The organism is Peteryoungia ipomoeae, from assembly GCF_004912165.1.
Lineage (GTDB): Bacteria > Pseudomonadota > Alphaproteobacteria > Rhizobiales > Rhizobiaceae > Allorhizobium > Allorhizobium ipomoeae.
This window is the reverse complement of record NZ_STGV01000003.1, coordinates 513878-538263: the sequence shown is the minus strand read 5'-3', so window position 1 is coordinate 538263 and position 24386 is coordinate 513878. Positions and strand designations below refer to the sequence as shown.

At 60.8% G+C, this 24386-nt stretch carries 18 protein-coding genes; 7 read left to right on the top strand and 11 right to left on the bottom strand.

Translation table 11 applies throughout. The annotated features are described in order from the left end of the window. Positions 1–67 precede the first annotated feature (67 nt). The 4 genes from aguB to FAA97_RS12365 form a co-directional block, all read right to left on the bottom strand. On the bottom strand, positions 68–937 hold the full coding sequence (gene aguB, locus FAA97_RS12380) for an N-carbamoylputrescine amidase (protein WP_136598827.1): 870 nt from the start codon (positions 935–937) through the stop codon (positions 68–70). Positions 938–948: 11 nt separating this feature from the next. Next, positions 949–2247, bottom strand: a complete 1299-nt coding sequence (locus FAA97_RS12375) for an NAD(P)/FAD-dependent oxidoreductase (protein ID WP_136598826.1) — start codon at positions 2245–2247, stop codon at positions 949–951. 10 nt (positions 2248–2257) lie between these two features. Continuing rightward, positions 2258–3616: a glutamine synthetase family protein gene (locus FAA97_RS12370; protein WP_136598825.1), complete on the bottom strand. Its 1359-nt coding sequence runs from the start codon at positions 3614–3616 to the stop codon at positions 2258–2260. A gap of 302 nt (positions 3617–3918) precedes the next feature. After that, on the bottom strand, positions 3919–5172 hold the full coding sequence (locus tag FAA97_RS12365; protein WP_136598824.1) for an NAD(P)/FAD-dependent oxidoreductase: 1254 nt from the start codon (positions 5170–5172) through the stop codon (positions 3919–3921). A 168-nt stretch (positions 5173–5340) separates the two neighbouring features. On the opposite strand from FAA97_RS12365, the gene FAA97_RS12360 reads away from it, so the two are divergent. Then, a complete protein-coding gene (locus FAA97_RS12360; RefSeq protein WP_136598823.1) occupies positions 5341–5703 on the top strand; it encodes a YbaN family protein in 363 nt (120 codons plus the stop codon). On the opposite strand, the gene FAA97_RS12355 is transcribed toward FAA97_RS12360, so the two are convergent. Together FAA97_RS12355 and FAA97_RS12350 are read right to left on the bottom strand one after the other, a co-directional pair. Continuing rightward, positions 5678–8500 carry an EAL domain-containing protein gene (locus FAA97_RS12355; RefSeq protein ID WP_136598822.1) on the bottom strand — a complete coding sequence of 941 codons (2823 nt, stop codon included), beginning with the start codon at positions 8498–8500 and terminating at the stop codon, positions 5678–5680. The two genes, FAA97_RS12360 and FAA97_RS12355, sit on opposite strands and share 26 nt — an antisense overlap. A gap of 40 nt (positions 8501–8540) precedes the next feature. Beyond that, entirely contained in the window at positions 8541–9533 is a 993-nt protein-coding gene (locus FAA97_RS12350) for a FecR domain-containing protein (protein WP_136598821.1), read from the bottom strand. Between the two features lie 349 nt (positions 9534–9882). Between FAA97_RS12350 and FAA97_RS12345 the strand changes: the two genes are divergently transcribed. Together FAA97_RS12345 and FAA97_RS12340 are read left to right on the top strand one after the other, a co-directional pair. Then, positions 9883–12063, top strand: a complete 2181-nt coding sequence (locus FAA97_RS12345) for a putative bifunctional diguanylate cyclase/phosphodiesterase (RefSeq protein ID WP_136598820.1) — start codon at positions 9883–9885, stop codon at positions 12061–12063. Between the two features lie 147 nt (positions 12064–12210). Continuing rightward, positions 12211–13995, top strand: a complete 1785-nt coding sequence (locus FAA97_RS12340) for an SLC13 family permease (RefSeq protein ID WP_136598819.1) — start codon at positions 12211–12213, stop codon at positions 13993–13995. Between the two features lie 27 nt (positions 13996–14022). On the opposite strand, the gene FAA97_RS12335 is transcribed toward FAA97_RS12340, so the two are convergent. Genes FAA97_RS12335 through FAA97_RS12320 form a run of 4 tightly spaced genes read right to left on the bottom strand, consistent with a single transcriptional unit; the run spans position 14023 to position 20004 of the window. Continuing rightward, entirely contained in the window at positions 14023–15162 is a 1140-nt protein-coding gene (locus FAA97_RS12335; protein ID WP_136598818.1) for a hybrid sensor histidine kinase/response regulator, read from the bottom strand. Next, complete coding sequence (locus FAA97_RS12330; protein ID WP_136598817.1) at positions 15159–15731, bottom strand: chemotaxis protein CheB; 573 nt, start codon at positions 15729–15731, stop codon at positions 15159–15161. Before FAA97_RS12330 ends, FAA97_RS12335 begins: the two co-directional genes overlap by 4 nt. Further along, a complete protein-coding gene (locus FAA97_RS12325) occupies positions 15728–16561 on the bottom strand; it encodes a CheR family methyltransferase (RefSeq protein ID WP_136598816.1) in 834 nt (277 codons plus the stop codon). The genes FAA97_RS12330 and FAA97_RS12325 overlap by 4 nt, the downstream gene beginning before the upstream one ends. Continuing rightward, on the bottom strand, positions 16558–20004 hold the full coding sequence (locus tag FAA97_RS12320; protein ID WP_136598815.1) for a response regulator: 3447 nt from the start codon (positions 20002–20004) through the stop codon (positions 16558–16560). Before FAA97_RS12320 ends, FAA97_RS12325 begins: the two co-directional genes overlap by 4 nt. A gap of 365 nt (positions 20005–20369) precedes the next feature. Here FAA97_RS12320 and FAA97_RS12315 point away from each other — a divergent pair, with 365 nt between their 5' ends. Continuing rightward, positions 20370–21881: a dihydrolipoyl dehydrogenase family protein gene (locus FAA97_RS12315; protein WP_136598814.1), complete on the top strand. Its 1512-nt coding sequence runs from the start codon at positions 20370–20372 to the stop codon at positions 21879–21881. After that, positions 21878–22495, top strand: coding sequence for a CDP-alcohol phosphatidyltransferase family protein (locus FAA97_RS12310; protein WP_136598813.1), 618 nt, complete (start codon positions 21878–21880; stop codon positions 22493–22495). Before FAA97_RS12315 ends, FAA97_RS12310 begins: the two co-directional genes overlap by 4 nt. 17 nt (positions 22496–22512) lie before the next feature. Here FAA97_RS12310 and FAA97_RS12305 read toward each other — a convergent pair whose 3' ends face one another. Further along, complete coding sequence (locus FAA97_RS12305) at positions 22513–23121, bottom strand: RNA polymerase sigma factor (RefSeq protein ID WP_136598812.1); 609 nt, start codon at positions 23119–23121, stop codon at positions 22513–22515. Positions 23122–23275: 154 nt separating this feature from the next. Here FAA97_RS12305 and FAA97_RS12300 point away from each other — a divergent pair, with 154 nt between their 5' ends. After that, positions 23276–24061, top strand: a complete 786-nt coding sequence (locus FAA97_RS12300) for a TVP38/TMEM64 family protein (RefSeq protein WP_136598811.1) — start codon at positions 23276–23278, stop codon at positions 24059–24061. 31 nt (positions 24062–24092) lie between these two features. Continuing rightward, positions 24093–24338: a zf-HC2 domain-containing protein gene (locus FAA97_RS12295; RefSeq protein ID WP_281281335.1), complete on the top strand. Its 246-nt coding sequence runs from the start codon at positions 24093–24095 to the stop codon at positions 24336–24338. The last annotated feature ends 48 nt before the right edge of the window (positions 24339–24386 follow it).

The window sequence follows — 24386 nt, the reverse complement described above, 5'->3', positions numbered from 1 at the left end:
CAGCCGAAGCTGGATCGCTTCGGCGTCGGACAATGCGTTAAAATAAGATCGCTGGGACGGAGCGCTGTCAGCCCTCATAGCCCATCAGCGGACCATAAAGTTCCGGGCGCCGGTCGCGAAACAGGCCCCAGCTTGCCCGCTGGCGCGCAATGCCGTCGAGGTCGAAGGCGGCGGTCAGTACGGTTTCCGTTTCGCGGTCTGCCGTCTCGACCATTGCGCCGGTCTGGTCGCAGATAAAGGACGAGCCGTAGAAGGTGAGCGACGTGCCCTTGCGACCCTCTTCGGTGCCGATCCGGTTGGAGGCAATCACCGGCATCAGGTTGGCGGCTGCATGGCCCTGCATGACGCGCTGCCAATGGGCGGCGCTGTCGATTGTCGGATCCTGCGGCTCCGAGCCGATGGCGGTCGGATAAAAGAGCAGTTCCGCCCCCTGCAGCGCCATGGCGCGGGCGGCCTCAGGGAACCACTGGTCCCAGCAGATGCCGACGCCGATGGTGGCGAACTTGGTTTCCCAGACTTCGAAACCGGTATCGCCGGGCGAGAAGTAGTATTTCTCGGTATAGCCCGGACCGTCAGGAATATGGCTCTTGCGATAGATGCCGAGCACTTCGCCGCCGGCATCGATGATGGCGATGCTGTTGAAGAAGCTCTGCCCCGCCTTTTCGAAGAAGCTGACCGGGATCACCACGTCGAGCTCTTCGGCCAGTTTGGCAAAATGGTCGATCAGGGCGCTGTCATGCGCGAGCTTGGCGAGATCGAAGAATTCGGCGATCTGGTCCTGGCAGAAATAGGGCGTTTCGAACAGCTCCTGGATCAACACGATCTGCGCGCCCTTGGACGCAGCCTCGCGGACCAGCTTTTCGGCGCGCGCAATATTGCCGGCCAAATCCCAGCTGCAGGCCATCTGGGTTGCGGCGACGGTGACGGTGCGGGTCATCTCTTCTTTCCTCAAACGCCAAGCTTGTCGCGCAACCCGTAATACCAGGCGCCGAGTGCCGTCAGCGGCACGCGGAACATCCGGCCGCCGGGGAAGGGGTAGGCCTGCAGCGATGACCACACGTCGAACCGGCTCATCTGGCCATGCACGGCCTCGCCGAGGATTTTGCCGAGCAGATGCGTCGTGGTCACGCCATGACCGCTGTCCCCATGCGAGAAGTAGACCGTGTCCGACAGCTTGCCCATATGCGGGATGCGCGTCAGCGTCAGCGCGAAATTGCCGCTCCAGGCGAAGTCGATCTTCACGTCCTTCAACTGCGGGAAGGTCTTCAGCATGTTCGGCCGGATGACGCCGGTGAGATCTGCCGGATCCTGCCCGCCATAGCCGATGCCGCCGCCATAAAGCAGGCGGTTGTCGGCGGTGCGCCTGTAATAGTCGAGCACGTAATTGGCATCCTCGACGCAGTAATTGGCTGGCAGCAACTCCTCGATCAGCTTGGCATCCAGCACCTCGGTCGCCATGACCTGGCTGGAGACCGGCATCATCTTCTCGGTCACCTTCGGCGCGATGCCCGCCATATAGGCGTTGCCGCAGACGAGCATATGCTTGGCTTTGACGATGCCGCCTTCGGTGCAGACGAAAGGCTGCGGGCCGGTGTCGAGATGCATGACCTTCGAATTCTCGAAGATTTTCGCGCCGAGGCTTTCGGCAGCCGCTGCTTCGCCCAGCACCAGATCGAGCGGATGGATATGGCCGCCATGCCGGTCGATCATGCCGCCGACATAGCGGTCTGTCTTGGCATATTTGGAAACCTCTGCCTTCGAGACCATTTCCAGCCCGTCATGGCCATGACGCTTCCAGTGCGCCCGGACTTCCGCCATCTCCTTGACCTGCTTGTCGGTAAAGGCAGCGAAGAAGCCGCCGTCGACGAGATCGCATTCGATCCCGTATTTCGCGACGCGCTCGCGGATTATCCGCCCGCCTTCCAGCGACATTTCCCCGAGTCGGTCGGCCTTCTCCTGGCCGTAGCGTTTTGCGATCGTCTCGAGGTCGCGGCTATAGCCGTTGACGATTTGTCCGCCATTGCGGCCCGAGGCGCCAAAGCCGATACGGTCAGCCTCCAGCACGATCACCGAATAGCCGTTCTCCGCCAGTTGCAGGGCTGCCGAAATGCCGGTGAAGCCCGCGCCGATGACACAGACATCGGCCGTGTGTTCGCCATCGAGCTTCGGCCGGATACGCTTGTCACGGGCAGACGCCGCATAATAGGAGGCCGCATGGCCGGGATTGGGTCCGATCGACTTTTCCATGCTCATTACCTCACACGGTCCGGATATAGGCGTCGTATTCGACGTCGGTCACACGCAGCGAAAACTCGGAGAGTTCCTGATATTTGCAGGCGCTGTAGAGGCTGCGATATTTCGGCCCCAGCGCCGCATAGGCGAAGCTCGACTTGGCGAACCGCTGCAGCGCGTAGTCCCAGTTCGTCGGCAGCGGCTCATGATTGACCGCATGGTCGTCACCGGTGATCGCGCCGCCGGGTGAGAGCTTCTCCTTCATGCCGGCCAGCGCTGCCGACAGGATCATCGCCAGCACCAGATAGGGGTTGGTATCGGCGCCGGCCACGCGATGCTCGATGCGTGTCGCCGGCCTCGACGCCGTGATCACGCGCACCGCGGCCGAACGGTTGTCGATGCCCCAAGAGGCATAGGTCGGCGCGTGTTCAGACGGCCGCAGACGACGATAGGAATTCTGGTGCGGCGCAAAGATCGCCATGCTCTCGCCCATGTTTTCGAGCAGGCCGCCAACGGAGTGGTAGAGCGCTTCCGACGGGCCGTCCGCGCCGACATAGATGTTTTCGCCGCGCTCGTTGAGCACGGAAAAATGCACATGCATGCCGCTGCCGGCCTGCATGCCGTAGGGCTTGGCCATGAAGGTGGCGTCGAGATCATTGGCGCGGGCCACGCCCTTGACGATGCGCTTCAGAAGGACGGCATAGTCCGCCGCAGCCAGCGCGTCCGGCACATGGTTGAGGTTGATTTCGTACTGGCCGGGTCCGTTTTCCCGCAAGGTCGTGTCCGCTGGCACCTTTTGAGCGCGCGCTGCGCTCGAAATGCCGTGAAAGACCTCTTCGAAATCGTGCAGCTCGGAGATTGAAAGCACCTGCGTCTGGCCGGTATGCCACCGTCCGTCGCGGGTGTTGGGCGGCCGCACCGGATCGAGCGCCGAGCGCACGGGGTCGATCAGATAGAATTCGAGTTCGGTGGCGACGACAGGCGTCAGCTTCGCGGCCTTGAACCGGGCCAGCACATTGCCGAGCACCTGGCGCGGGTCGGCATAGAAACTGTCGCCCTCCGGCGTCTGCATCTGCAGAAGCACCTGCGCCGTCGGCCGTCCGAGCCATGTCACGCGCGACAGCGTGCCCGGCACCGGAAAGCAGATGCCATCAGGGTCGCCGGTGCCTTCGGCAAGGCCGGCCGCGTTCACGTCGCGGCCCCAGACGTCGAGCGCATAGACCGAGCGCGGCATGGCCATGCCCTTGGTCAACACGTCGATCGCCCGCTCGCGCGGGATCCACTTGCCGCGCGGCACGCCGTTCACGTCGATGACGAAGGCTTCAAGAACTTCAATATCGGGATTTGCCGCAAAGAATTCGCGGGCCTCTTCGGCCATGTTCATGGTTCACCGTATGGCAGATGTCGATTGGGGTAAAACGCGCGCGCAGGGGCGCAAGCGGCCGCGCCGCTAACGATAGACGTTTTTCGCGTTGTGGATCAAACACCGGCGCATGCCACTGTCCGTCTTGTCGTGAACCCCTTCCGCCGGCCGCATTCTTCCGATGCGTGTTTGTCCGACGCCTGCCGGAACGACCGGTCGGCGCGCCGCCCGATTGTTCAACTGTGCGTCAGGCCTAGCATGTTCAGGCAAGGCTGGCTAGGGCCGGGCACCGCGGCTGTGCTCAGCCGTAAGCCTTCCGGACATCAACCCGCGAAACGGTTCGGCCTCCAGGCCTTCGCGTCGATGAAGGTCTTCTCGCCATCCATCATCTCGGCGATCAGGCGGCCGGTGACAGGCCCGAGCGTCAGGCCGTGATGCGCATGACCGAAGGCGAACCACAGGCCGTCATGGCGCGGCGCCTTGCCGATAACCGGCATCATGTCGGGCGTGCAGGGGCGGGCGCCCATCCAGGGCTCGGCATCCAGCCGCTCAGCAAGCGGGAAGATGTCGCGCGCCACCGCCTCGGCGCGGGCGAGCTGCACCGGCGACTTCGGCGCATCGCGCCTGGCGAATTCTGCACCGGTCGTCAGACGGATGCCCTTGGCCATCGGTGCCAGGAAGTAGCCGCGCTCGGCATCCATCGTCCAGTTGTTGAGAACGGCATTGCCGGCGGGTGCGTAATGCATGTGGTAGCCACGCTTGACGCCCAGCACATAGCGATAGCCGAGCCTTTGCGTCACGTCTTCCGACCACGGCCCGAGTGCCAGTACGACATCCTCGCCCTCGACCATGCCGTCGTCGCTGCGCACATGCCAGCCCTTGCCCGAGGGGAGCTGCTCAAGGCTTGTCGCATCACCTTTGACGAAGCGGCCGCCAAGGCTTTCGAAATAGGCAAGATAGGCCTTGGTCAGGCCATGCGGGTCGGTGACGGACCAGGGGTCGTTCCACTTCAGTGCGCCAACGAAATCGCCGCGCAGATGCGGCTCCTCGGCAGCCAGCTCCGCGCGGTCGAGGGACCGGTAGCTGACGCCGTATTCGCGGGCAAGACGCGCCGCTTCGGCAAGTTCGGCGTCCTGCTTGGCCTTGGTACGGAAGACCTGCATCCAGCCATCCTTGCGGATCAAGGCATCGGCACCGGCTGCCTGAATAAGATCCTGATGCTCGTTGATCGAGTTCTCGATCAGCGGCGCATAGGCGCGCGCGATCACCTGATGGCGGCTGGTATTGGAGTGCCACCAGTAGCGCGACAGGAAAGGAACGAGCTTCATCATAGCGCTGGCATGGTAATGCGCGTCGATGCGGTTGTTGAAACCGTAGCGGACCAGCAGGCCAAGGTCCTGAGGGAAGGCATAGGGCACGACGCCTTCGCGCTGGATCAGGCCGGCATTGCCGAAGGACGTCTCTTCGCCCGCGCCGCGCCGGTCCACCAGCACCACCGAGCGACCGCGCCGCGCAAGATGAATGGCCGTGGACACGCCGATGATGCCGGCGCCGAGAACGAGGGTGACCTTGGACATGAAAGTTCAGTGTTCCTGAAAAGGCGGGATTGCGGCGCAAGGATGCATGTCCGTCTTTTGCGGCGCAAACGAAAAATTGCCACATTCAACGAAATCTCATGGGGCTTGCCGCAGACGCACAATGAACTATCTTGAGCGTCAATCTCCATTTTATCAGACAGGCACTTGATGCGTATCCTGACCCTCGGCGCTGCATGGTTCTTTGTCGCGCTTGGCATCATCGGGGTCTTCCTGCCGGTTCTGCCAACGACGCCCTTTCTGATCCTGGCAGCAACCTTGTTTGCCCGGTCGTCTCCGCGCTTCGAGCGCTGGCTGCTGGAGCACCCGCGTTACGGGCAGCCACTGATCGACTGGCGCCGGGAAGGGGCAATCTCGCGCAACGCCAAGATCGCGTCCGTGTCCCTGATGTCGCTCAGCTTCGTGATCGTTCTGGTCTTCGGTCCCGCAAGCCTCTGGCTCAAGCTATCGATCGGAGCGATCCTTCTGGCTTGCGCCGTTTTCGTCGCTACCCGGCCTTTGCCTGGCCGATGAGCGTGTGCCTGCCAAGAGAGGTCAGGTCGGGACTCGACAGTGTCGAAATATCCTCTGCATCCATAGGCTTGCCGAAGTGATAGCCCTGGGCGCAATCACAACCAAGCGTGATCAGTAGCCTGCACTGCTCTTCCGTCTCGACGCCTTCGGCGATGACCTGCAACTTCAGCGAATGCGCCAGCGCGATGATGGTGCGGACAATCGAGCCGGCCCCTGCCTCATCGGCCATGTCGCGAACGAATGATTGGTCGATCTTCAACTTGTCCAGCGGAAGGCACGTGAGATAGCCGAGGGAGGAGTAACCCGTCCCGAAGTCATCGAGTGCAATCGAAATGCCGAGGCCGCGAAGGCTTTCCAGTGTCTTGAACAGCGTATCCGACCGGTCGAGAAACAGCGTTTCGGTGATTTCGAGATGCAGGCGTTGAGGGGGAAGGCCGGATGCTGCAAGCGCCTCCCGCACATCGTTCAGGATAGTCCCGCGTTGAAACTGCACGGGCGAAACATTCACCGCAACGGTGAGGTGCTCAGGCCAGCCAAGCGCCGTGTGGCATGCCTCGTGCAGCATGAAGCGGCCAAGCTCGGTGATGAAGCCGTTTGCCTCTGCAATCGGAATGAATTCGCCCGGCGAGACCGCACCGATCGACGGATGCTCCCAACGGGCCAATGCCTCGACGCCCAGCATTGCTCTCGTTTCCAGGGAGACCTGCGGCTGATATCTCAGGAAGAACTGCCCTGCCGCAAGCGCTGCCGGCATTTCGGCTTCCAGCATTCTGGACCGCATGCGCCGCAGTGCCGAAGCAGGATCATAAGCTCTCCATCCGCGGCCACCCACCTGTTTGGCTTCGCCAAGCGCTTGCTCGGCCGCTTCCAGCCACCGCGCCGGGTCACCGGCCGCCGCGGTGCCAAGCGCCGCACCAATATGCGCTTCCAGTGCAACGCTCATCCCGTCGATATCGAAGGGTGTATCGAAGCTTGCCAGGACCTTCTCAGCCATCCCCGAGAGTGAGGGGCACTCCACCGCCGGCATTGCCAGACACAGGACATTGCCGTCGATACGGGCAACGAGCCCCGTCTGGCCTGCCATTGATGTCAGTCGTTGCGCCACGACCTGCAGGACGCGATCGCCCTTTTCGCGACCCAGCATGTCATTGATGACGTTGAAACGATGCAAGTCCAGGGCAAACAGAACAAAGTCGCTGTTTGCCGACGTCAGGGCATCGCACAATCCCCGGCGAGACAAGGCGCCCGTAAGATCATCGGTGCGTGCCAGCGCCTCGAGTTTTCGCTCATAGAGGCGGCGGGCGGTCACATCCCGCAAGACGATGCAGATGACATGCGAGCCGATTGAGGAATAACCGTCACTGCTCATCCTTTCAAAGGGCGAGACAGTCAACACCGCTTCGAGATAGCGGGCTTGCGATCCCTCTTCGAGAGCAAGCGTTACAGTCTGACTGTGACTGCTGTCCGGCGCGGCGGCATAAGCTCCAAGAACATCGTCGACGCCTTTCACGAGAGCGGCCGGCGCAAACTCGCGGAGCAAAGTGCCCTCCGCAACCGGCGTTGGAAGGTTGAGCGTCGCTGCAAGCGTCTTGCTTGCGTCCAGAAGGCCGGTTTTCGAATCCAGGATGATGATGGGGTCGATGCTGTCGCGGATCACGCGCTTGAACACCCGCCGGGTGTCCCGGCTCTGGGCAGTCGCCAGGTCCGCGATCCACTCTTTCAGCCGCAATTTGTCGGCCAGCAGCATCACAAGACCAAACGCATGCACAAGCCAGACGGACGCCGTTTTCAGGTCGATGGCGAAGCGTTCATACATGAGATAGGCGGCGCCTTCGCAGAGCGCGATCACCGCAAGGGTGCAAACCAGTGCAACCGCCAGCGGCCAGCGGCGGCCGACAAAGGCATAGGCTGTGACAAGCAGAGCGCTGGCGAGGGCGAGAAGAAGTGCGGGTACAGTCAGCAGCGCCCGCTGCTGTACAAGGGTTTCGGCTGCCAGGATATGCAGCATCGGGCCGCTGATCGCGCCGTGGACGGGCACGGAGAATATATCTTTCAATTCGACCGCATAGGCTCCGACGACCACCGACCGTCCTTTGAAAACTTCCGCGGGCACGGCACCCGACAGGACATCGGTCAGCGAGAATGTCGGCACCATCTCCGGCATGATCGAAAAATCGATTGCCAGCTTCTCCTCGTCCACGCCATCGAGGCCTGCAAGAATGGCGGAGGCTGACACTGTTGGTGTGCCGTCAATCATTGCCACGAGGGGAACGGAACGGACGAGGCCGTCAGCATCGAGTTCGACATCGACCAGCGCAGTCCACGCGTTCTGCGCAAATTCAGCCCGTGGTGTGGTGGCGACCAGACTGTCAGTCTCGCCGGCGCTGCTGCGCTGCCGGAAAACCGGAAGGATCACGCCCCCACCGGCGGCTTCGAGCGACTGTTGCAGGCGACGGTCTGCCTCCGGAGTGGAGGCCGAACTGAAATCGATGTCGAGGAAAATGTCGCCAGCACCGGCGGAGACGAGTTTGTCGATCAGGCTTGCATGCAGTTGCCGCGGCCATGGCCATGTCCCGATATCCGCAAGGCTTTTCTGATCGATCGCCACGAAGATGAAGTTGCCACTGGCCGTCCGTGCCGCGGCTTTGGCGCGTGCCTCCGAAATCTGGTTGTCGAGATGTGCGACAATAGAAAGGCTGGGAGCAAGGCAGGCGAGTGCCAGAACCGCGAGCAAAAGAATCGCTCTCAGAGATCTGGCATCCACAAGCCGATGACCGGCAACCCACTCAGATTTCATTGCTCATCTCTTGCGCGCAACAGGGAAGGGGGAGGCGAGCTCACTTCTCTCGCCCACGGCCCTTGCCCTTGTCGCCACCATTGCTGCTTCCGCCGCCGCTTGCGGAGCTACCCTTGCCGTTGCTGCCTCCACCGCTGCTTGCGGAGCTACCCTTGCCGTTGCTGCCTCCGCCGCTGCTTGCGGAGTTGCCATTGCCGTTGCTGCTTCCGCCGCTGCTTGCAGAGTTGCCCTTGCCGTTGCTGCTTCCGCCGCTGCTTGCGGAGTTGCCCTTGCCGTTGCTGCTTCCGCCACTGCTTGCGGAATTGCCCTTGCCATTGCTGCTTCCGCTGCTGTTTGCGGAATTGCCCGCACCCTTTGAGCTTGCTGACGTGTTTCTATTGCCGGCAGCATCGGGGAGGTTCTTGTTCAGATCCTTCAAGGTCTGCCCGACCGCTGGAACGCGTTGTGCCGGAGGGTCGACACGGGAAATACTGGGCGTATCGGTCTTGCCTGCCACCTGCATGCCGCCCGTGCCCACGCGAGCAGATTGTCCCGGTTTCAGGTTGCTGCGCTCGCCACTGGAGACGCTGGTAACTTCCACAAGCCCCTCATTCACGTTGACCCGTGCGTCGCGGCGACTGACGGAGACTGTGAAGCGTGTGCCCTTCACGACAGCGGCAAGAAAAGGCGTCTGGACGCTTGTATGCGGACGCAGTCGTTTCTCGATCTGCAGTTCCAGTTCGCCGCTCTGCTGAAGCACGTCCGTCTTGCGAAAGAAAAAGCCGCGGGTCGTCACGGATGCCAGCGTGTTCGGTTTGAAGGTGACGCTCTCTTTGCCGCGGACGAGTTGGGCTCGGCCCACCGGACCGGTTGAGATCCAGGCGCCATTTGGAACCGCATCCCCTTTGCGCAATGGACTCCATGTCTGGTTGTCCATCGTGACCATCACCTGCTTGCCAGCGTTTGCAACGGACCATTCTCCCTGGGCGGCAGCGAGTGCCGATTGCAAGATCAGGAACAACAAGGTCAGGGCGATTTTCAGAACGCTTTGCATGGGGGACTCCTTAGCTGGCCCATTCACGCATTGCTTTATTAATAAAGGTTGGAATCCCCGTTGCCTTTCGACGATCTGGCAAACCGCAAGTGGGAAAAGTGGAATCTACCCTAAGATTTTATTGAGAATTCGTTGTGAAAAGTCAGTGCTTCGCTTCAGAGCCGCGGATCGTGCAGGTTGTTGGGCGTTGAATATTCAATCCTTCACGGCCTCGCCGAGGGTTATTTGAACGGAATTTGTGAGATTCTGCCGCTTGCGGATGGTTTTCGTAGGTCGTGAGCCTTTTTGACGTTTATTCGACCATTAAGATTTTGCGCATATACCGGACAACGGAACGCGCGAGATCGTGATGACGGGACTGTTGCAGCGAAAATTCTTTGTCCGATGGGGGCTGCCCTTGTTCATGGGGGCGTCTGCCACGCTTTTGCTTTTTGCAGCCCTGATCCTGGCCGCCCACAAGGCCGATGAAACCGCCCGAAGCAGGCAGGTCGACCTCTTGAGGTTGATTGTCGACACGATGACCAGCTCTGTCGCGCATGATCAGGAAAGCGCAACCGTGTGGGATGACGCGGTTCAGAATGTCGTGGCGAACGACCAGGAGTGGATGGACGCCAATCTCGGGGCGTGGATGCACAGCTATTTTGGCCATGACGCCGCAGTCATTCTGTCACCGCAGGACCAATTGATCTACGCCCATATTGCTGACCCCGGAAACCCGGCCGTTACGCTCAACATCGTTGAGACAGCAAGACCGCTCGCCGAGCGGTTGAGGCTCCGCTTGGCGCAGGGCGAGCAACCGCAAGGGACTGAAACCCTGTCGATCGGCGAAAGCGACATCAGGGAGATAGCGGGCCGTGCGGCCATTGTCAGTGTGAAGCCCATCGTCTCGGATAGCGGGGAAGTAGGGCCGCCGGCCGGTGAAGAATATCTGCACGTCGCGATACGCTATCTGGATGGCGGCTTTGTTGAGCGGATCGCCGCAGAATACCAGTTCGCCGACCTCGCCTTCGTGCGGGACGGTATCACAAGTTCCAGATATCTGGCCTTCCCGGTGCGCACCCGCGCCGGCGACACCATCGGCTTTTTCCGCTGGCAACCGTTTTCGCCAGGCGCCAGTGTCATCGCTTCCGTCAGCCCGTTTATTGTGGCGGTCGGCGTCGGCATAGTCCTGCTCACAAGCATTCTCGGATCGCGGCTCTGGCAAAGGACCAGGCATCTCGCTGCCAGCCAGTTGGAATTGCGTCATCTCGCCATGCACGATCCGCTTACGGGGCTTGCGAACCGCACGACATTCCAACAGGAGCTGGAAGAGAGGCTATCCCTCTCGAAACCGGGTGTGGTTCACGCCGTCCTCTTCATCGATCTCGATCACTTCAAGGCGGTCAACGACACGCATGGCCACCCCATCGGGGACAAACTGATCAAACAGGTCGCCACCCGACTGATTGCCGTTGCGCCAAACGGGCTTGTCTGCCGCCTGGGCGGCGACGAGTTCACCTTGCTGCTGACGCTCGAAGATCCTCATGAGGCGGAACAGGTGGCAGAGCAGGTGGTTTCAACCCTGCACGAGCCTTTCCTGATCGATGGCCTGCATCTGCAGGTCGGCGCAAGCGTGGGCGTGGCCTTCTCTTCCGACGGCATGGAGGCCGCGGACCTGACACGCCACGCCGATATCGCGCTTTATCATGCCAAGGCAGCCGGGAGGAATGCATTCGCCATCTTCGGCGCGCATATGGAGGAGTTGCTCAGACGACGGCGCAAGCTTGAAGAGGCGCTGCGCCAGGCGCTGATGGATGGCACCGGCATCGAGGTCTGCTATCAGCCGGTCTATGCAACATCGGATGGCGCCGTTCGGTCTCTCGAGGCCCTCTGTCGATGGCGGCATCCGGAACTGGGCTCGATACCGCCTGATGTTTTCATCCCGATTGCCGAAGAGGCCGGCCTTATCCAGGCCCTGGGCCAGTTTGTCATGAATGACGCTTGCAGCCTGTTGGCGGAGATCTCCGACAGCGATGTCACAATCGCCGTGAATGCCTCTGTCATCGAACTCATGGCGCCGGGTTATCCGCTGCGTGTGCTCGACATCCTCGCGCGACACGGCATCGAGCCTCGCCGGCTGGAGATCGAAATCACCGAAACCGTGGCAACCGATAGCGGTGGACGCGCCGCAGCGGCGATTGCACTGCTGCGCAGCGTTGGCGTGCGCTTTGCCGTCGATGACTTCGGCAAGGGCAATTCATCCTTTGGCCATTTGCTCAATCTGGAAGTCGATCGCATCAAGATCGACAAGATCTTCATCGAGGGACTTGCCAGTCCCGATGGCCGCCCGTTGATCGAGGCCATCGTCAACATGGCAAGACACAAGGGTCTGAAGACAACAGCTGAAGGCGTGGAAACGATCGAGCAGCTGGAGGTCCTGACCATGCTCGGTTGTGACAATCTCCAAGGCTTCCAGTTGTCTGAGCCGCTTCGGCGCGACAATGTCGCACGCCTCTTCGGATCAGCTGAAAAGCGGAGCTCGACGGTGTGATTGCCGGTCGCGCGGAAAGCTTGAACGCTGGCAGTGCGCCCCCCGGTCGAGCCAGATCTGCAGCCCGTCCGAAATATTTCTTGGCCGATGGAGCCGGAAGAACCTCCGCGCGTTAAGCCACGTCGATATCAGGGGGATAAACTGGAAATGACCACCGCTTTTCTCGCAGACTATCAGGCCCAGATCGCGCTGGTGCTGGTTGTCCTGCTCTTTGCTCTGTTCATCTGGGAAAAATATCCGGCGGAGGTTACGGCGGCTGCGGGCGCTGCCGTCTTCATCGTGCTTGGCTTCGTTCCGACAGACAAGGCGATGGCAGTCTTCTCCAACTCCGCGCCCTTGACGATTGGTGCCATGTTCGTTCTGACCGGAGCACTGGTCAGAACCGGCGTGCTGGAGCGGGTCGCCGGCATCGTTCTGGAGCGCTCCAAGACCTACCCCAAGCTCGCGCTTGGCGCCTTTTTCTTCACCGCACTGGTGGGCTCGGCCTTTATGAACAACACGCCCGTCGTGCTGGTTCTGATCCCGATTGTCATCCGGCTTGCAGCAGCGCTCGATATTGCCTCAACGCGGCTTTTGATTCCGGTGTCCTACGCCGCCATCCTCGGCGGTACCCTGACCTTGATCGGCACCTCCACCAGCCTGCTGGTCGATGGGGTTGCCCGTGGTCAAGGGCTTGAACCTTTCTCGCTGTTCGAGATCACGCCTGTCGGCATTGCTGCGGCGGCGACGGGTGTTGTCACCATGCTGCTGCTCGGCAAGTTCCTGCTTCCGGACCGCCGCGAAGAGGGCGGCGAACTGGAAGGCAACAATGAAGCGGAATATCTGTCGGAACTGACGGTGCTTGCCGACGGCGCCTTTACCGACAAGCCCATCGCTGACATCGCCGAATTCAGGCAGCCGGGGCTGCGCATCGTCGGCCTGCGGTCGAATGGCGAAGTCGTGCGCAAGGATGTCGAGGCCCAGACATTGAAGAAGGGCGATAGCCTGATTGTCATGGCCAAATCCCCAGAACTTCTGACCTTCAACAATCTCGATACCGTCAGGGTCGGGCAGCGCAGGGGCAACTCTGGCGAAGGCGAACGCTCGGTTGTCGAAGCCGTCGTGGCACCTGGCCGCTTCAGTCAGGGAGTGCGCCTTTCGAGCCTCACGCTTGGCCGAAGATTCGGCGTCCGCATCCTCGGCGCGCATCGGCACAAGCATGTGCCGGGTCCGGATCTCGGCAATGTGCGCCTGCGTCCGGCAGACAAGCTGCTTCTGGAGGGAACGCCTGAAGCGCTTGACGAACTCTCGCGCGAAAGCGAGCTCGTATCCGTAACGCGCTCGACAGCCCGCGCATTTCGCCCGACCAAGGCACCGCTTGCGCTTCTGGCGCTTGGGCTGGTGGTGGTTCTGGCCGCGTTCAATGTCATGGATATCGGCATCCTCGCGATGATCGCGGTTCCCGCCATTCTCATTCTCCGGTGTATTGACGCGGATGAGGCCTGGGGATCGATCGAAGGCGGTATTCTGATCCTCATCTTCGCCATGCTGGTGGTGGGGCAGGGCTTGCAGGAGACCGGTGCCGTCACGCTCGTGGTGGATGCGGCCATGCCGCTGATGTCCACCGTTTCGCCCTTTGTCGTGCTGCTTCTCGTCTATACGCTGGCGTCAACGCTGACGGAATGCGTCACCAACAATGCGGTCGCGGTCATTCTCACGCCCATCGTCATCGGGCTCGCCCAGCAGCTTGGCATCGAACCGCGCGCCCTCGTTGTTGCCGTGATGTTTGGCGCAAGCGCCAGCTTCGCAACACCCATCGGTTACCAGACCAACACGCTGGTCTATGGGGCTGGCAATTACCGCTTCAGCGATTTCGTCAAGATCGGGTTGCCGATGAACATCATCGTGGGCTTCGTATCGTGCTACGCGATCTATCTCTATTACGGGCTTTGAAACGGCAAGCCAGCGCGTGTCACTCGCTCACGCGCTGGCAATCTCTCTCGGCAGTTCCAGGGTGAAGACACTGCCCTTGCCCGGGCCGTCGCTCCACACGGTGACATCGCCGCCGTGCAATTCCATCAGCTGTTTCACCAGCGCAAGACCGATGCCCAAGCCGCCATGCGCGTGCCCCCGGTGCTCCTCGACCTGCTCGAACATGTGGAAGATCGCGGTCGACGCTTCCGGCGTAAGGCCTAGTCCATTGTCGGCTACCGTGATCCGATAACCTCTTTCAACAGCCTCCAGCGATACCTCGATCTGCCCACCTTCCGGAGTGTATTTCGCAGCATTGTTGACGAGGTTCGAAACGCATTGCGTCAGGCGGACCTTGTCAGCCAGGATCGTGCATGCCTGTTCCGGTGCCTTGAAAGTCAGCGTATGCCGCTTTTCCTCAACGGTCGGTCGCGTCATCTCCAGTGCGGTCGATATCGCATCCTTCAGCTCGAATTCCGATTTGCTGAGATTGATCTTGCCTTGCGTGATGCGCGAAACGTCCAGCAAATCGTCAACCAGCCGGATGATGTGGTCCATCTGCTCATGCATGAGGCCGTGGATCTGTTCGGTCTTGGCCTCGTCCGGTTTTCTCGAAAGAAGCTTCAGCCCGCCATTCAGCGCTGCCAGGGGGTTGCGCAATTCGTGGACAAGGATCCCGATGAACTCGTTCTTGCGCTGATCCGCGAGCTGCAGGGCGCGCGTCTGCTCCTCCAGCAAATCGCGTTGTTCGGCGAGCATCTTGCGCTGACGGTAAAGCTCGGCGAACACTTCCGCCTTGCTCCGAAGCACATCCGGCTCGATCGGCTTCTGGATGAAATCGACGGCGCCCGCTTCATAACCCTGAAAGCGCCGCTCGGCGGTATGGGTTCCGGCGGTGACGAAGATGATGGGAACCCGTCTCGTGCGCTCGTTTCCGCGCATCAGTTCGGCCAGTTCAAAGCCGTTGAGGCCGGGCATCTGGACGTCGATCAGGGCCAGCGCCACGTCATGATGAAGAAGCAATTCGAGCGCTTCGTCACCGGAGCGGGCTTTTAAAAGCACGCGGTCGTCGCGCTGCAACAGAGCCTCCAGGGAGAGGAGGTTTTCCGGCAGATCGTCGACGAGAAGGAATTTAACAGCGGGGTTCATTGGGATTTATTCTGCAAAAAGGTTGAAATGTCGGGCAATGTCATAATCTGTGCTTGCGGGCAGGCGCGAATGGCGGCTTCGGGCATGGCCTGCGCATAGGCGCCGCTCGGCTCCTGAACGATTGCCTTGCCACCGGCGCGCGCAACGGCGGCAAGCCCTTGCGCCCCGTCATTGTTGGCACCTGTGAGAACGATCGCAGTCAGCTTGTCACCCCATGCATCTGCCGCACTTTCAAAAGCCACGTCGATGGACGGGCGCGAAAACAGCACCTCTTCTTCATTCGACAGGGAAATCTGCCCGCGCCCCTCGAGCAACAAATGGTAATCCGGTGGCGCGAAGTAAATAACGCCGGCCTCGACCGGCTCCTTGTCTTCCGCCTCGATGGACCGGAGCTGGCATTTTCGTCCGAAGATCTCGGCAAGCACACTGCGCTTTTTCGGCGGCAGATGCACGATAACGAAGATCGGAAACGGATAGCTTGATGGCAGCGATGGCAGGATCACCGTCAGGGCTTCAAGGGCGCCCGCCGATGCGCCAATGATCACGGCCCCTTTCGCCTGGTCGCTCATGAGCCGATCCTTTGATAGATCTTCTCTTCGCGAACGAACTCCCGGAAGCTCTCTGCATGGGCGGAGAACCGCAGCGTTTCCTTCGAGCCAAGCCCGAGGAACCCGTTGCGCGGCAATGCATCCCGAAACAGGCCAACCGCGCGGTCTTGCAGCTCCCTGTCGAAATAGATCATCACATTGCGGCAGGAGACGAGCTGCATCTCTCCGAAAACCTGGTCGGTCACCAGGCTATGGTCCGAAAACACCACGTTGCGGCGCAGGCTCTTGTCGAAAATGCAGCGGTTGTAGCCTGTCGAGTAGTAGTCGGACAGAGAGCCCTTGCCACCGGATTCGCGATGGTTCTCGGTAAACAGCTTGATCCGCTCGATGTCGTAGATCCCGGCTTCTGCATGGGCCAGAGCATCGGGATTGATATCGGTGGCGTAGAAGATGGTGCGCTCTTCAAGACCCTCTTCACGAAACAGGATGACAAAGGAATAGAGCTCTTCACCCGAGCTGCATCCGGCGATCCACACTTTCAGCGAGGGATAGGTGCGCAGATGCGGAATGACCTTTTCGCGCATGGCCGCGAAATAGGTGGGATCGCGAAACATCTCGCTGACCTGCACCGTCAGATAGCGCAGCATGTCGGCAAGCATGTCCGGATGGTGCAGAACCCGTTCCTGCATGGCCGAAATCGTCGCGAAGCCCAACTGCTCGCGCGCCTGGCGGAGCCGTCGACGGATCGACGACATCGCATAGCTGCGGAAATCGTAATGGTAGCGATGATAGAGCGCTTCCAGCAAAAGCCGGATCTCGATGTCCTCGACCTTTTCGAATGTCTCGGTCATTGCGGCATCCACACGCGCACGAGCGACAGCAGTTTTTCAACGTCGAGCGGCTTTGCCATATAGTCGTTGGCGCCCGCCTCGATGCAGCGTTTCTGGTCGTCCGGCATGGCCTTTGCCGTCAGCGTGATGATCGGCAGCTTATGCCAGGCCGCATTCTTGCGGATATGCCGTGTTGCCGTCAGTCCGTCCATCACTGGCATCATGACGTCCATCAGAACGAGATCGATGCGTCCGTCCGGCTTGTCGAGCGACTGCTCCAGCTTGTCGATCGCCTCCTCGCCATTCCTGGCGATTTCAACCAGGACACCGCGCGGTTCGAGGATGTTGGTCAGCGCATAGACATTGCGCACGTCGTCCTCGACGATCAGGATGCGGCGTCCCTCCAGCAGTTCGTCGCGATTGCGCGCCTTGCGGATCATCTGCTGCTGCTCGTCAGGCAGTTCGGACACCACCTGGTGGAGGAAGAGGGTGACCTCGTCCAGCAGCCGTTCCGGCGATTTGGCGCCCTTGATGATGATCGATTTCGAATAGCGGCGCAGCCTCTGTTCTTCCTCGGCGGAAAGAACGCGACCGGTGTAGACGATGACAGGCGGGAAGGAGTGCATGCCTTCCTGGCTAAGTGTCTCCAGAAGCGCGAAGCCGGAGGCATCGGGTAGGGAGAGATCCAGCACCATGCAGTCGAAGGTCTGTTCTGCAAGGAGAGCGATGCACTCCGCAGCCGTGCCGGCACCGATCGTCTCGACGTCGTGCGAGGAGAGAAGCTTCGACAATGCCTCTCGTTGCACGGTGTTGTCTTCGACGATCAAGACGCGTCGAAGCGTCTGTTCGGCCTTGGCACCAAGCGACTCGATCACTGATACCAGGTGATCGCGCTGAACGGGCTTCAGCGCATAGCCGACCGCACCGAGAGAAAGCGCGCGATCCGAGTAATCCTCGGCGGAGAGAATGTGGATCGGGATGTGGCGGGTGCGCACATCGCGCTTCAGGCGGTCGAGTACCGATAGGCCGGACTGGTCCGGCAGACCGACATCGAGAAGGATGGCATTGGGCAGGAACTGATGGGCAAGTTCGAGGGCTTCCTGCGCCGTGCCGGCCACGAGAGCCTGAAATTTCAGTTCTCGCGCAAGATCCCTGAGGATCAGCGCAAAGGACTGATCATCCTCGACGATCAGAAGCTTGCGCTCAGTGTCTGCAGTATGGGCCCTGTCATCCTCGACGATGGAAATGGCTTTCGGCTTTGCCGGAGCGGTCTCCGCAGAGGACGTCGAAACCGGGGCCGCGGTCGGTTGAGCCTGGCGAGCCAGCTCCAGCTCAGGCGCAGCTGGCGCTGCGCTGTCGAACTCGGCAGGGATGACGACGGTGAAGGTGCTGCCGTCGCCCACCTTGCTTTCCAGCAGGAAGTGACCGCCGAGCAGGCGGATCAGTTCGCGCGAGATCGACAATCCAAGCCCGGTTCCGCCAAATTTGCGGCTGATGGTGCTGTCCGCCTGGTGGAAGGCCTCGAAGATCCGCTTCTGCTGCTCCTCGGCGATGCCGATCCCGGTATCCTTGATCGCAAAGGCGAGCTGTTCATTGCTATGCCGCCGGACGTCCAGCGAGACACTGCCTTTCTCCGTGAATTTCAGAGCGTTGGCCAAAAGGTTCTTCAGGATTTGCTCAAGTCGCTGTGGATCGGTCTGGATCACAGCCGGCACGTCTGCGGCAACCGTCATATTCAGCTGGAGACCCTTGGTGGTCGCCAGCGGTTCGAACATGTGTCGCAGCCCGCTGACCGTGCGCTCGACGGAAACGGCCTCTGGATTGATTTCCACATGACCCGCCTCGATCTTCGAGAGATCGAGGATATCGTTGATCAGGTTCAGAAGGTCGTTGCCCGAGGATTGGATCGTCTGGGCAAACTGTACCTGCTGCGCCGTCAGATTGCCTTCCGAATTGTCGGCAAGCAGCTTGGCCAGGATCAGCGATGAGTTGAGCGGCGTGCGCAATTCGTGCGACATGTTGGCCAGGAAGTCAGACTTGTAGCGGCTGGCAAGCTCGACTTCCCTTGCCTTCGTCTCGATCGCATCCTTTGATCGTTCCAGGTCGTCGCGCTGCTGCGCGAGTTCTTCGGCCTGTTCTTCGAGCTGCGAATTCGTCTGCTCAAGTTCGGCCTGCTGCTGTTCAAGCCGTGCCTGCTGTTCGCGCAGCGCCCGACCTTGTTCTTCGAGCTCCTCGTTCGAGACCCGCAATTCTTCGCCCTGCACCTGCAGCTCTTCCGACTGGCGCTGCGTTTCCTCCAGCAGCGCCTGCAGCCGTGTCCGGAACTCGGCGGAGCGGATGGCGACGGCGATGATCTCGGAGACCTTTTCGAGCATTGTCAGCGTGTCATCGCTGACGGGCGACAGGAAACCGAGCTCGAAGACCGCGCGTACATCACCTTCGACAATGGCCGGCGCCAGCGCCAGATAGCGTGGCTTTTGCTGCCCGAGGCTTGAACCGAAGGTGACATAGCCATCCGGCACTTCGCCCACGGCAATCGGTCGGTGATCTCTCAAGACATGGCCGAACAGGCTGTCGTTCTGGCCAAAGCTTGCGGGAAGTGTCACGTCGGAAGGGACCCCGTGCACAGCGGTGCGGTGATAGCGGCCGGCATTTTCGACATAAAAAGCCCCGGCCACCGCACCGAGATGGTTGGTGAGGTAGGCAAGAATGCTCTCGCCAAGCTCGGAAAGCTGTTGTTCACCGGCAACCGAGGCAGCAAGGCCAAGCTGGGCCTCCTGCATCCACTGTTCCCGCTTCTGCGCCATCGCAGCCTTGCGCATCAGGGCCGAGATGATCAGCGTCAGGATGATGCCGACCGCCCCGCTCGCCAGACCGCTTGCCCAGGCAATGGCATAGGATGCGTCGCGATCGTCAAGTCGCAGGCTGCGCTCCTCGCCAGCTTCGAGCCGGAGCTGGGAAACGGCGTTGCGGATACCATCCATGTCGCTGCGACCGCGATCCGTCGTCATCAAGGCCAAGGCTGCCGCTTGACCCTGCTCGCGATAGAGCTGAAGCGTCTGTTGCATGCTTTCAAACTTGGATCGGACAAAGCTGCGCAGCTCATCAGGGCCGCCACGTTCGCGCATCTGAGCCGTGGTCACCGTGTCAAGTGCTTCCAAGCGGCTCGGAAGTTGAGAGAGGGCGCGATTGTAAGGCTTCAGATATTCGGGATCACCGGTCAGGATATAGCCCCTGAGACCTGTTTCGGCGTCCTGTACGTCGATCAACACCAGGTCGAGCGCAACGATAAGGCTGTGCGTCTGCGTCACGCGCGCGCCGTTCTCCCTGATGTTGCTGATCGTGTAGATCGACAGGGCGGTGCTGGCGACGAAGAATACGATTGCAGACAACAGGCCGATGAATGCGCTGCGTTCCAGACCGAGCATCGTTTGGCCTGTCAAAGCGGATGTTTTTCTATGCATCTGAAAAGCTCTTAAAAATTGGGCACTCGGATTTCGGGCCAAGGACGGGGAAACGCTGGCAGTCTACTAGAGCCTCACATCGCAACAAGATGTGAATGCCCGGCGTCCATTTCCTGAATGCGTGTTTTGAGCAGGGGTGTAAATGCTTGGTAGCAAGGATTTCGACCAAAGAGCAAGCTTGGTGGCCGGTGCGGCATGCCAATGGGCGTGGGGGGCGCAGATGCCTGCCTGACACGACCAATGCGCGCCGCTGCCGAGAATACCATCACGGTTCTACAGCCGGGCGAAAAAAACATGTGCCGCATGTGTAACATTTCTGGTCCCCGATGGTCTTCGGCTTGGTAATGCAGAGTTCAGGTGGAGAGATGGATCGCAAAGACGGAAAAGAAAGCCCCGCGGGCGATGCCTGGATCAGACCGAAAAGGTTTGACCGGAACCTCGTCGTGATCGGTGCCGGTTCAGCCGGTCTTGTCTCGGCCTACATTGCCGCTGCGGCGAAGGCGAAGGTGACCCTGGTCGAGGCCAACAAGATGGGTGGCGACTGCCTGAACTTCGGCTGCGTGCCGTCAAAAGCGCTGATCAAGAGTGCCAAGATTGCCCATCAGATACGCCATGCCGATCGCTATGGCCTCGAAGCGCCTGAGCCCAAGGTGTCATTCTCGGCCGTGATGGAGCGCATCCACGCGGTGATTGCCAGGATCGAGCCGCATGACAGCGTCGAACGATATGCAGGGCTCGGCGTCGAGGTCTTGAGAGGCTACGCAAGGCTGGTCGATCCCTGGACTGTGGAGATTACGCTGAAGGACGGTGGCGTCCAGCGGTTGACCACGCGGGCCATCGTCATTGCGACCGGTGCAAAGCCCTTCGTGCCCGAGATCCCGGGCCTGGCGGAAATCGGCTATCTCACCTCCGATACGATGTGGGAGCGGCTGCGGGACCGGGCCAAAGTCCCGCGCCGCATGGTCGTTCTGGGCGGCGGCCCCATTGGCTGCGAACTTGCCCAGAGTTTTGCCCGGCTCGGCTCGGAGGTCACGCAGATCGAGATGGCCTCGCGCCTGCTGCTGCGCGAAGACGAGGATGCAGCAACACTGGTTGAAGCCTCGTTGAAATCGGATGGCGTGACTGTTCTGACGAACCACAAGGCGGTGGCCTGCGGCAGGGGCGAAGGCGAAAGCTGGATCGATGTCGATCACGCAGGCACGATCAGACGGATAGCCTTTGACGAGATTGTCGTTGCGGTTGGTCGCACGCCGCGCCTTAAGGGCTTTGGACTGGAGGAGGTCGGCATCAAGGTCGATCGCGTGGTTGAAACTAACGAATATCTGCAGACGCTGCACCCGAACATCCTTGCCGCCGGCGATGTGGCAGGTCCGTACCAGCTCACCCATGTGGCAGGCCATCAGGCCTGGTTTGCCGCGATCAACGCGCTTTTCGGCGACTTGAAGCGTTTCAAGACTGACTACTCTGTCATTCCCTGGGCGACTTTCACCGATCCGGAAGTGGCGCGTGTCGGTCTGTCGGAGGCCGAGGCGCGCGAGAAGAAGATCCCGTATGAAGTGACGCGTTTTGCTCTCGATGATCTCGACAGGGCAATTGCCGACGGGGCTGACCGCGGCTTTGTAAAGGTCTTGACGCAACCCGGCAGAGACAAGATCCTCGGCGTCACCATCGTTGGCGAACAGGCCGGCGATCTGATTGCCGAATTCGTGCTTGCCATGAAACACGGCCATGGGCTCGGCAAGATTCTCGGCACGATCCACATCTATCCAACGCTTGCCGAGGCCAACAAGATGGTCGCTGGCCAATGGCGGCGCAATCACCTCAATGGCTTTCTTCTATCCTTGCTGGAGCGCTTCCAGACATGGAGGCGCGGATGATCGATGCGCGGATCTTGCCGCTGCAAAAGGCAGCGCTCCAGCCGGTTGCCGCGTTTCTGGCGGACCGTCACGTCAAGGCGGATCATTTGAGCCTTCTCGGTTTCTTGATGGGCCTCTGCGCCTTTGCCGCGCTGGCATTCGGGGCCTGGTCGACGGCCCTTCTGCTGATCCTTGCGAACCGGGTGTTGGACGGGCTCGATGGCGCGGTTGCCCGCCTCCAGGGGCCAACTGAGCGCGGCGCCTATCTCGATATCGCGCTCGACATGGTGTTCTACGCCCTGATCCCGCTCGGCTTTGCCGTTGCGGAGCCCGCCGTGAATGCCTTGCCGGCAGCGGTGCTGATCGTCTCCTTTGTCGGCACCGGCTCCTCCTTCCTCGCCTTTTCCGCCGTTGCCGCCAAACTCGGCCGCAAGGCGCCGGAATTCCCGACCAAAGGCATCTACTACGCCGGTGGTCTGGCCGAGGGGTTCGAGACGATTGTCGTTTTCCTCGCCATGTGTCTCTTTCCCGGCCAGTTCGCCATCATCGCCTATGCCTTTGCCGCCCTCTGCGCGCTGACCACGGTGATCCGCTGGCGCCAGGGCTGGCTCGCATTTTCCGAGGAGCCGACATGAGTGCTTTGGGTCCGGAGTCAGTCCATCGCGTTCAGCCGGTCGAGCGCATTGCGAAGAGTTACCCGTGCCCGGTGCAGGAGGACGCGCATATTGCCTTCGCTGATGTCGAGCAGGGTGCAGACTTCGGCAGGCTTCAGGCCCTGCTGGCCGCGCAGGATCAGCACTGCCCGTTGCGCCGGCGGCAGCGTATCGATGACCGCTTCAACGTGTTGGAGCACACTGCGTCCCTCGATCTGGCGCTCGGGGGTAAGGTTTTCCCAAAGGTCCGGCAGGCGGCGCCAATGGCCACGTCCGTCAAAGGCATCGGAGAGCCCATCTCCGCTGCCGTAATCATCGAAGAAGACGGTCCGGCCTTCGCGGCGCGCGCGGCTGCGCGCTTTGTTGAGGAGAATGGTGTAGATCCAGCTCGCAAGAGATCCGCGTCCCTCGAACAGATCGATGCGGTTGAGTACGGCCATCCAGGTATCCTGCACGACGTCCTCGGCGATGGCGCGGCTTTGCACGATGCCGCGACAGAAGCGGATCATCGCGCCATTGTGCTGACGATAGAGACGGTCGAAGGCCGCAGCATCCCCCTTGATCAGACGCAAGGCGATCTCTCGATCCCCACTGTCAACGTGCTCCACGCCGCCTCCTACACATGCCCCGGACCCATAAACGGAACATTCGGCTTCGATGTCCAGCCGCAATCGGCGCCATCAAGCCATAGTGACTTCCGGTGTTTTGTCGGTGAAAGCAGCCCGCTTTTCGCGACCGGCGACCGATTGATCGGAACCTTGCATGGACAATAAGCCTTTGCCCCACTCCAGCGATGTCGCGGAGACCTCCAGCAATGCCGTTTCATCCGGGAAAGGCACCTCCTGGCGCTACGCGCCGCTTCTCTTCGTCGTCGCGGGTCTTGCCCTCGGTTATGCCCTCGGGCTGCAGGACTATCTCAGTCTCGGCTTCCTGGCCGAAAAGCGAGAGGTATTACAGGCCTATGTCGAGGCCAATTTGTTCTGGTCGGCGCTGCTTTTTCTCGTCGTGTACATAGCAGCTGTCGCCTTCTCCTTTCCGGCCGCATCCGTATTGACCATCTTCGGCGGCTTCCTGTTCGGCTGGCTGATGGGCGGTGCACTGGTCGCGGTTGGGGCCACCATCGGCGCCTCGATCGTCTTTCTCGCTACACGCTCCGCCTTTGGCGGTTTCCTGCGGCACCGTGTCGACGGCGTGTTGAAGAAGCTTGCCGATGGCTTTCGCAACAATGCCTTCGGTTATCTGTTCGTCATCCGCCTCGCGCCGGTCTTTCCCTTTTTCGTCGTCAATATCGCCGCAGCTCTCTTTGACATCAGCCTGGGCAGGTTTGTGACAGCAACGTTTTTCGGCATCCTGCCTGGCACCTTCGCCTATGCCTATCTCGGTCAGGGAGTGGATAGCGTGCTTGTCGCCGCGCAGGAAAACGGACGGGAGGCGCAGATCTCCGATCTCGTGACACGCGACATCACGCTTGCCTTTCTGGCGCTGGCGCTCGTCGCGCTGATCCCGACCATCGTCAAGCAGGTGCGTCGCCGTGGAGCGTCGCGATGAGTGGTTCCAGCAAAACACGGAGGGGTTCGTGATGTTTCGATGCGATGAAGTCGCAAGGAGCGCAAGCCGCCTCCTTGATGGCGAACTCGGTTTCTGGACCCGGCTCAAGATCAGGGTTCATCTGGTGATGTGCCGGGGGTGCCGGACCTTTGTCGAGCAGATGCGCGTGACGCGCGACATCAGCGCTCATGCTGGCCGCACGCAGGACGAGGAGCCGGGTGGCGAGATTCTGGCCATTCTGGCCAAGCGGCGGCTGCGGTCCGGCGAGGAAAGCTGAGATCCGCCGGGTCTCTGCAACGTATTGAAAACAAGGACCGCACGGCAT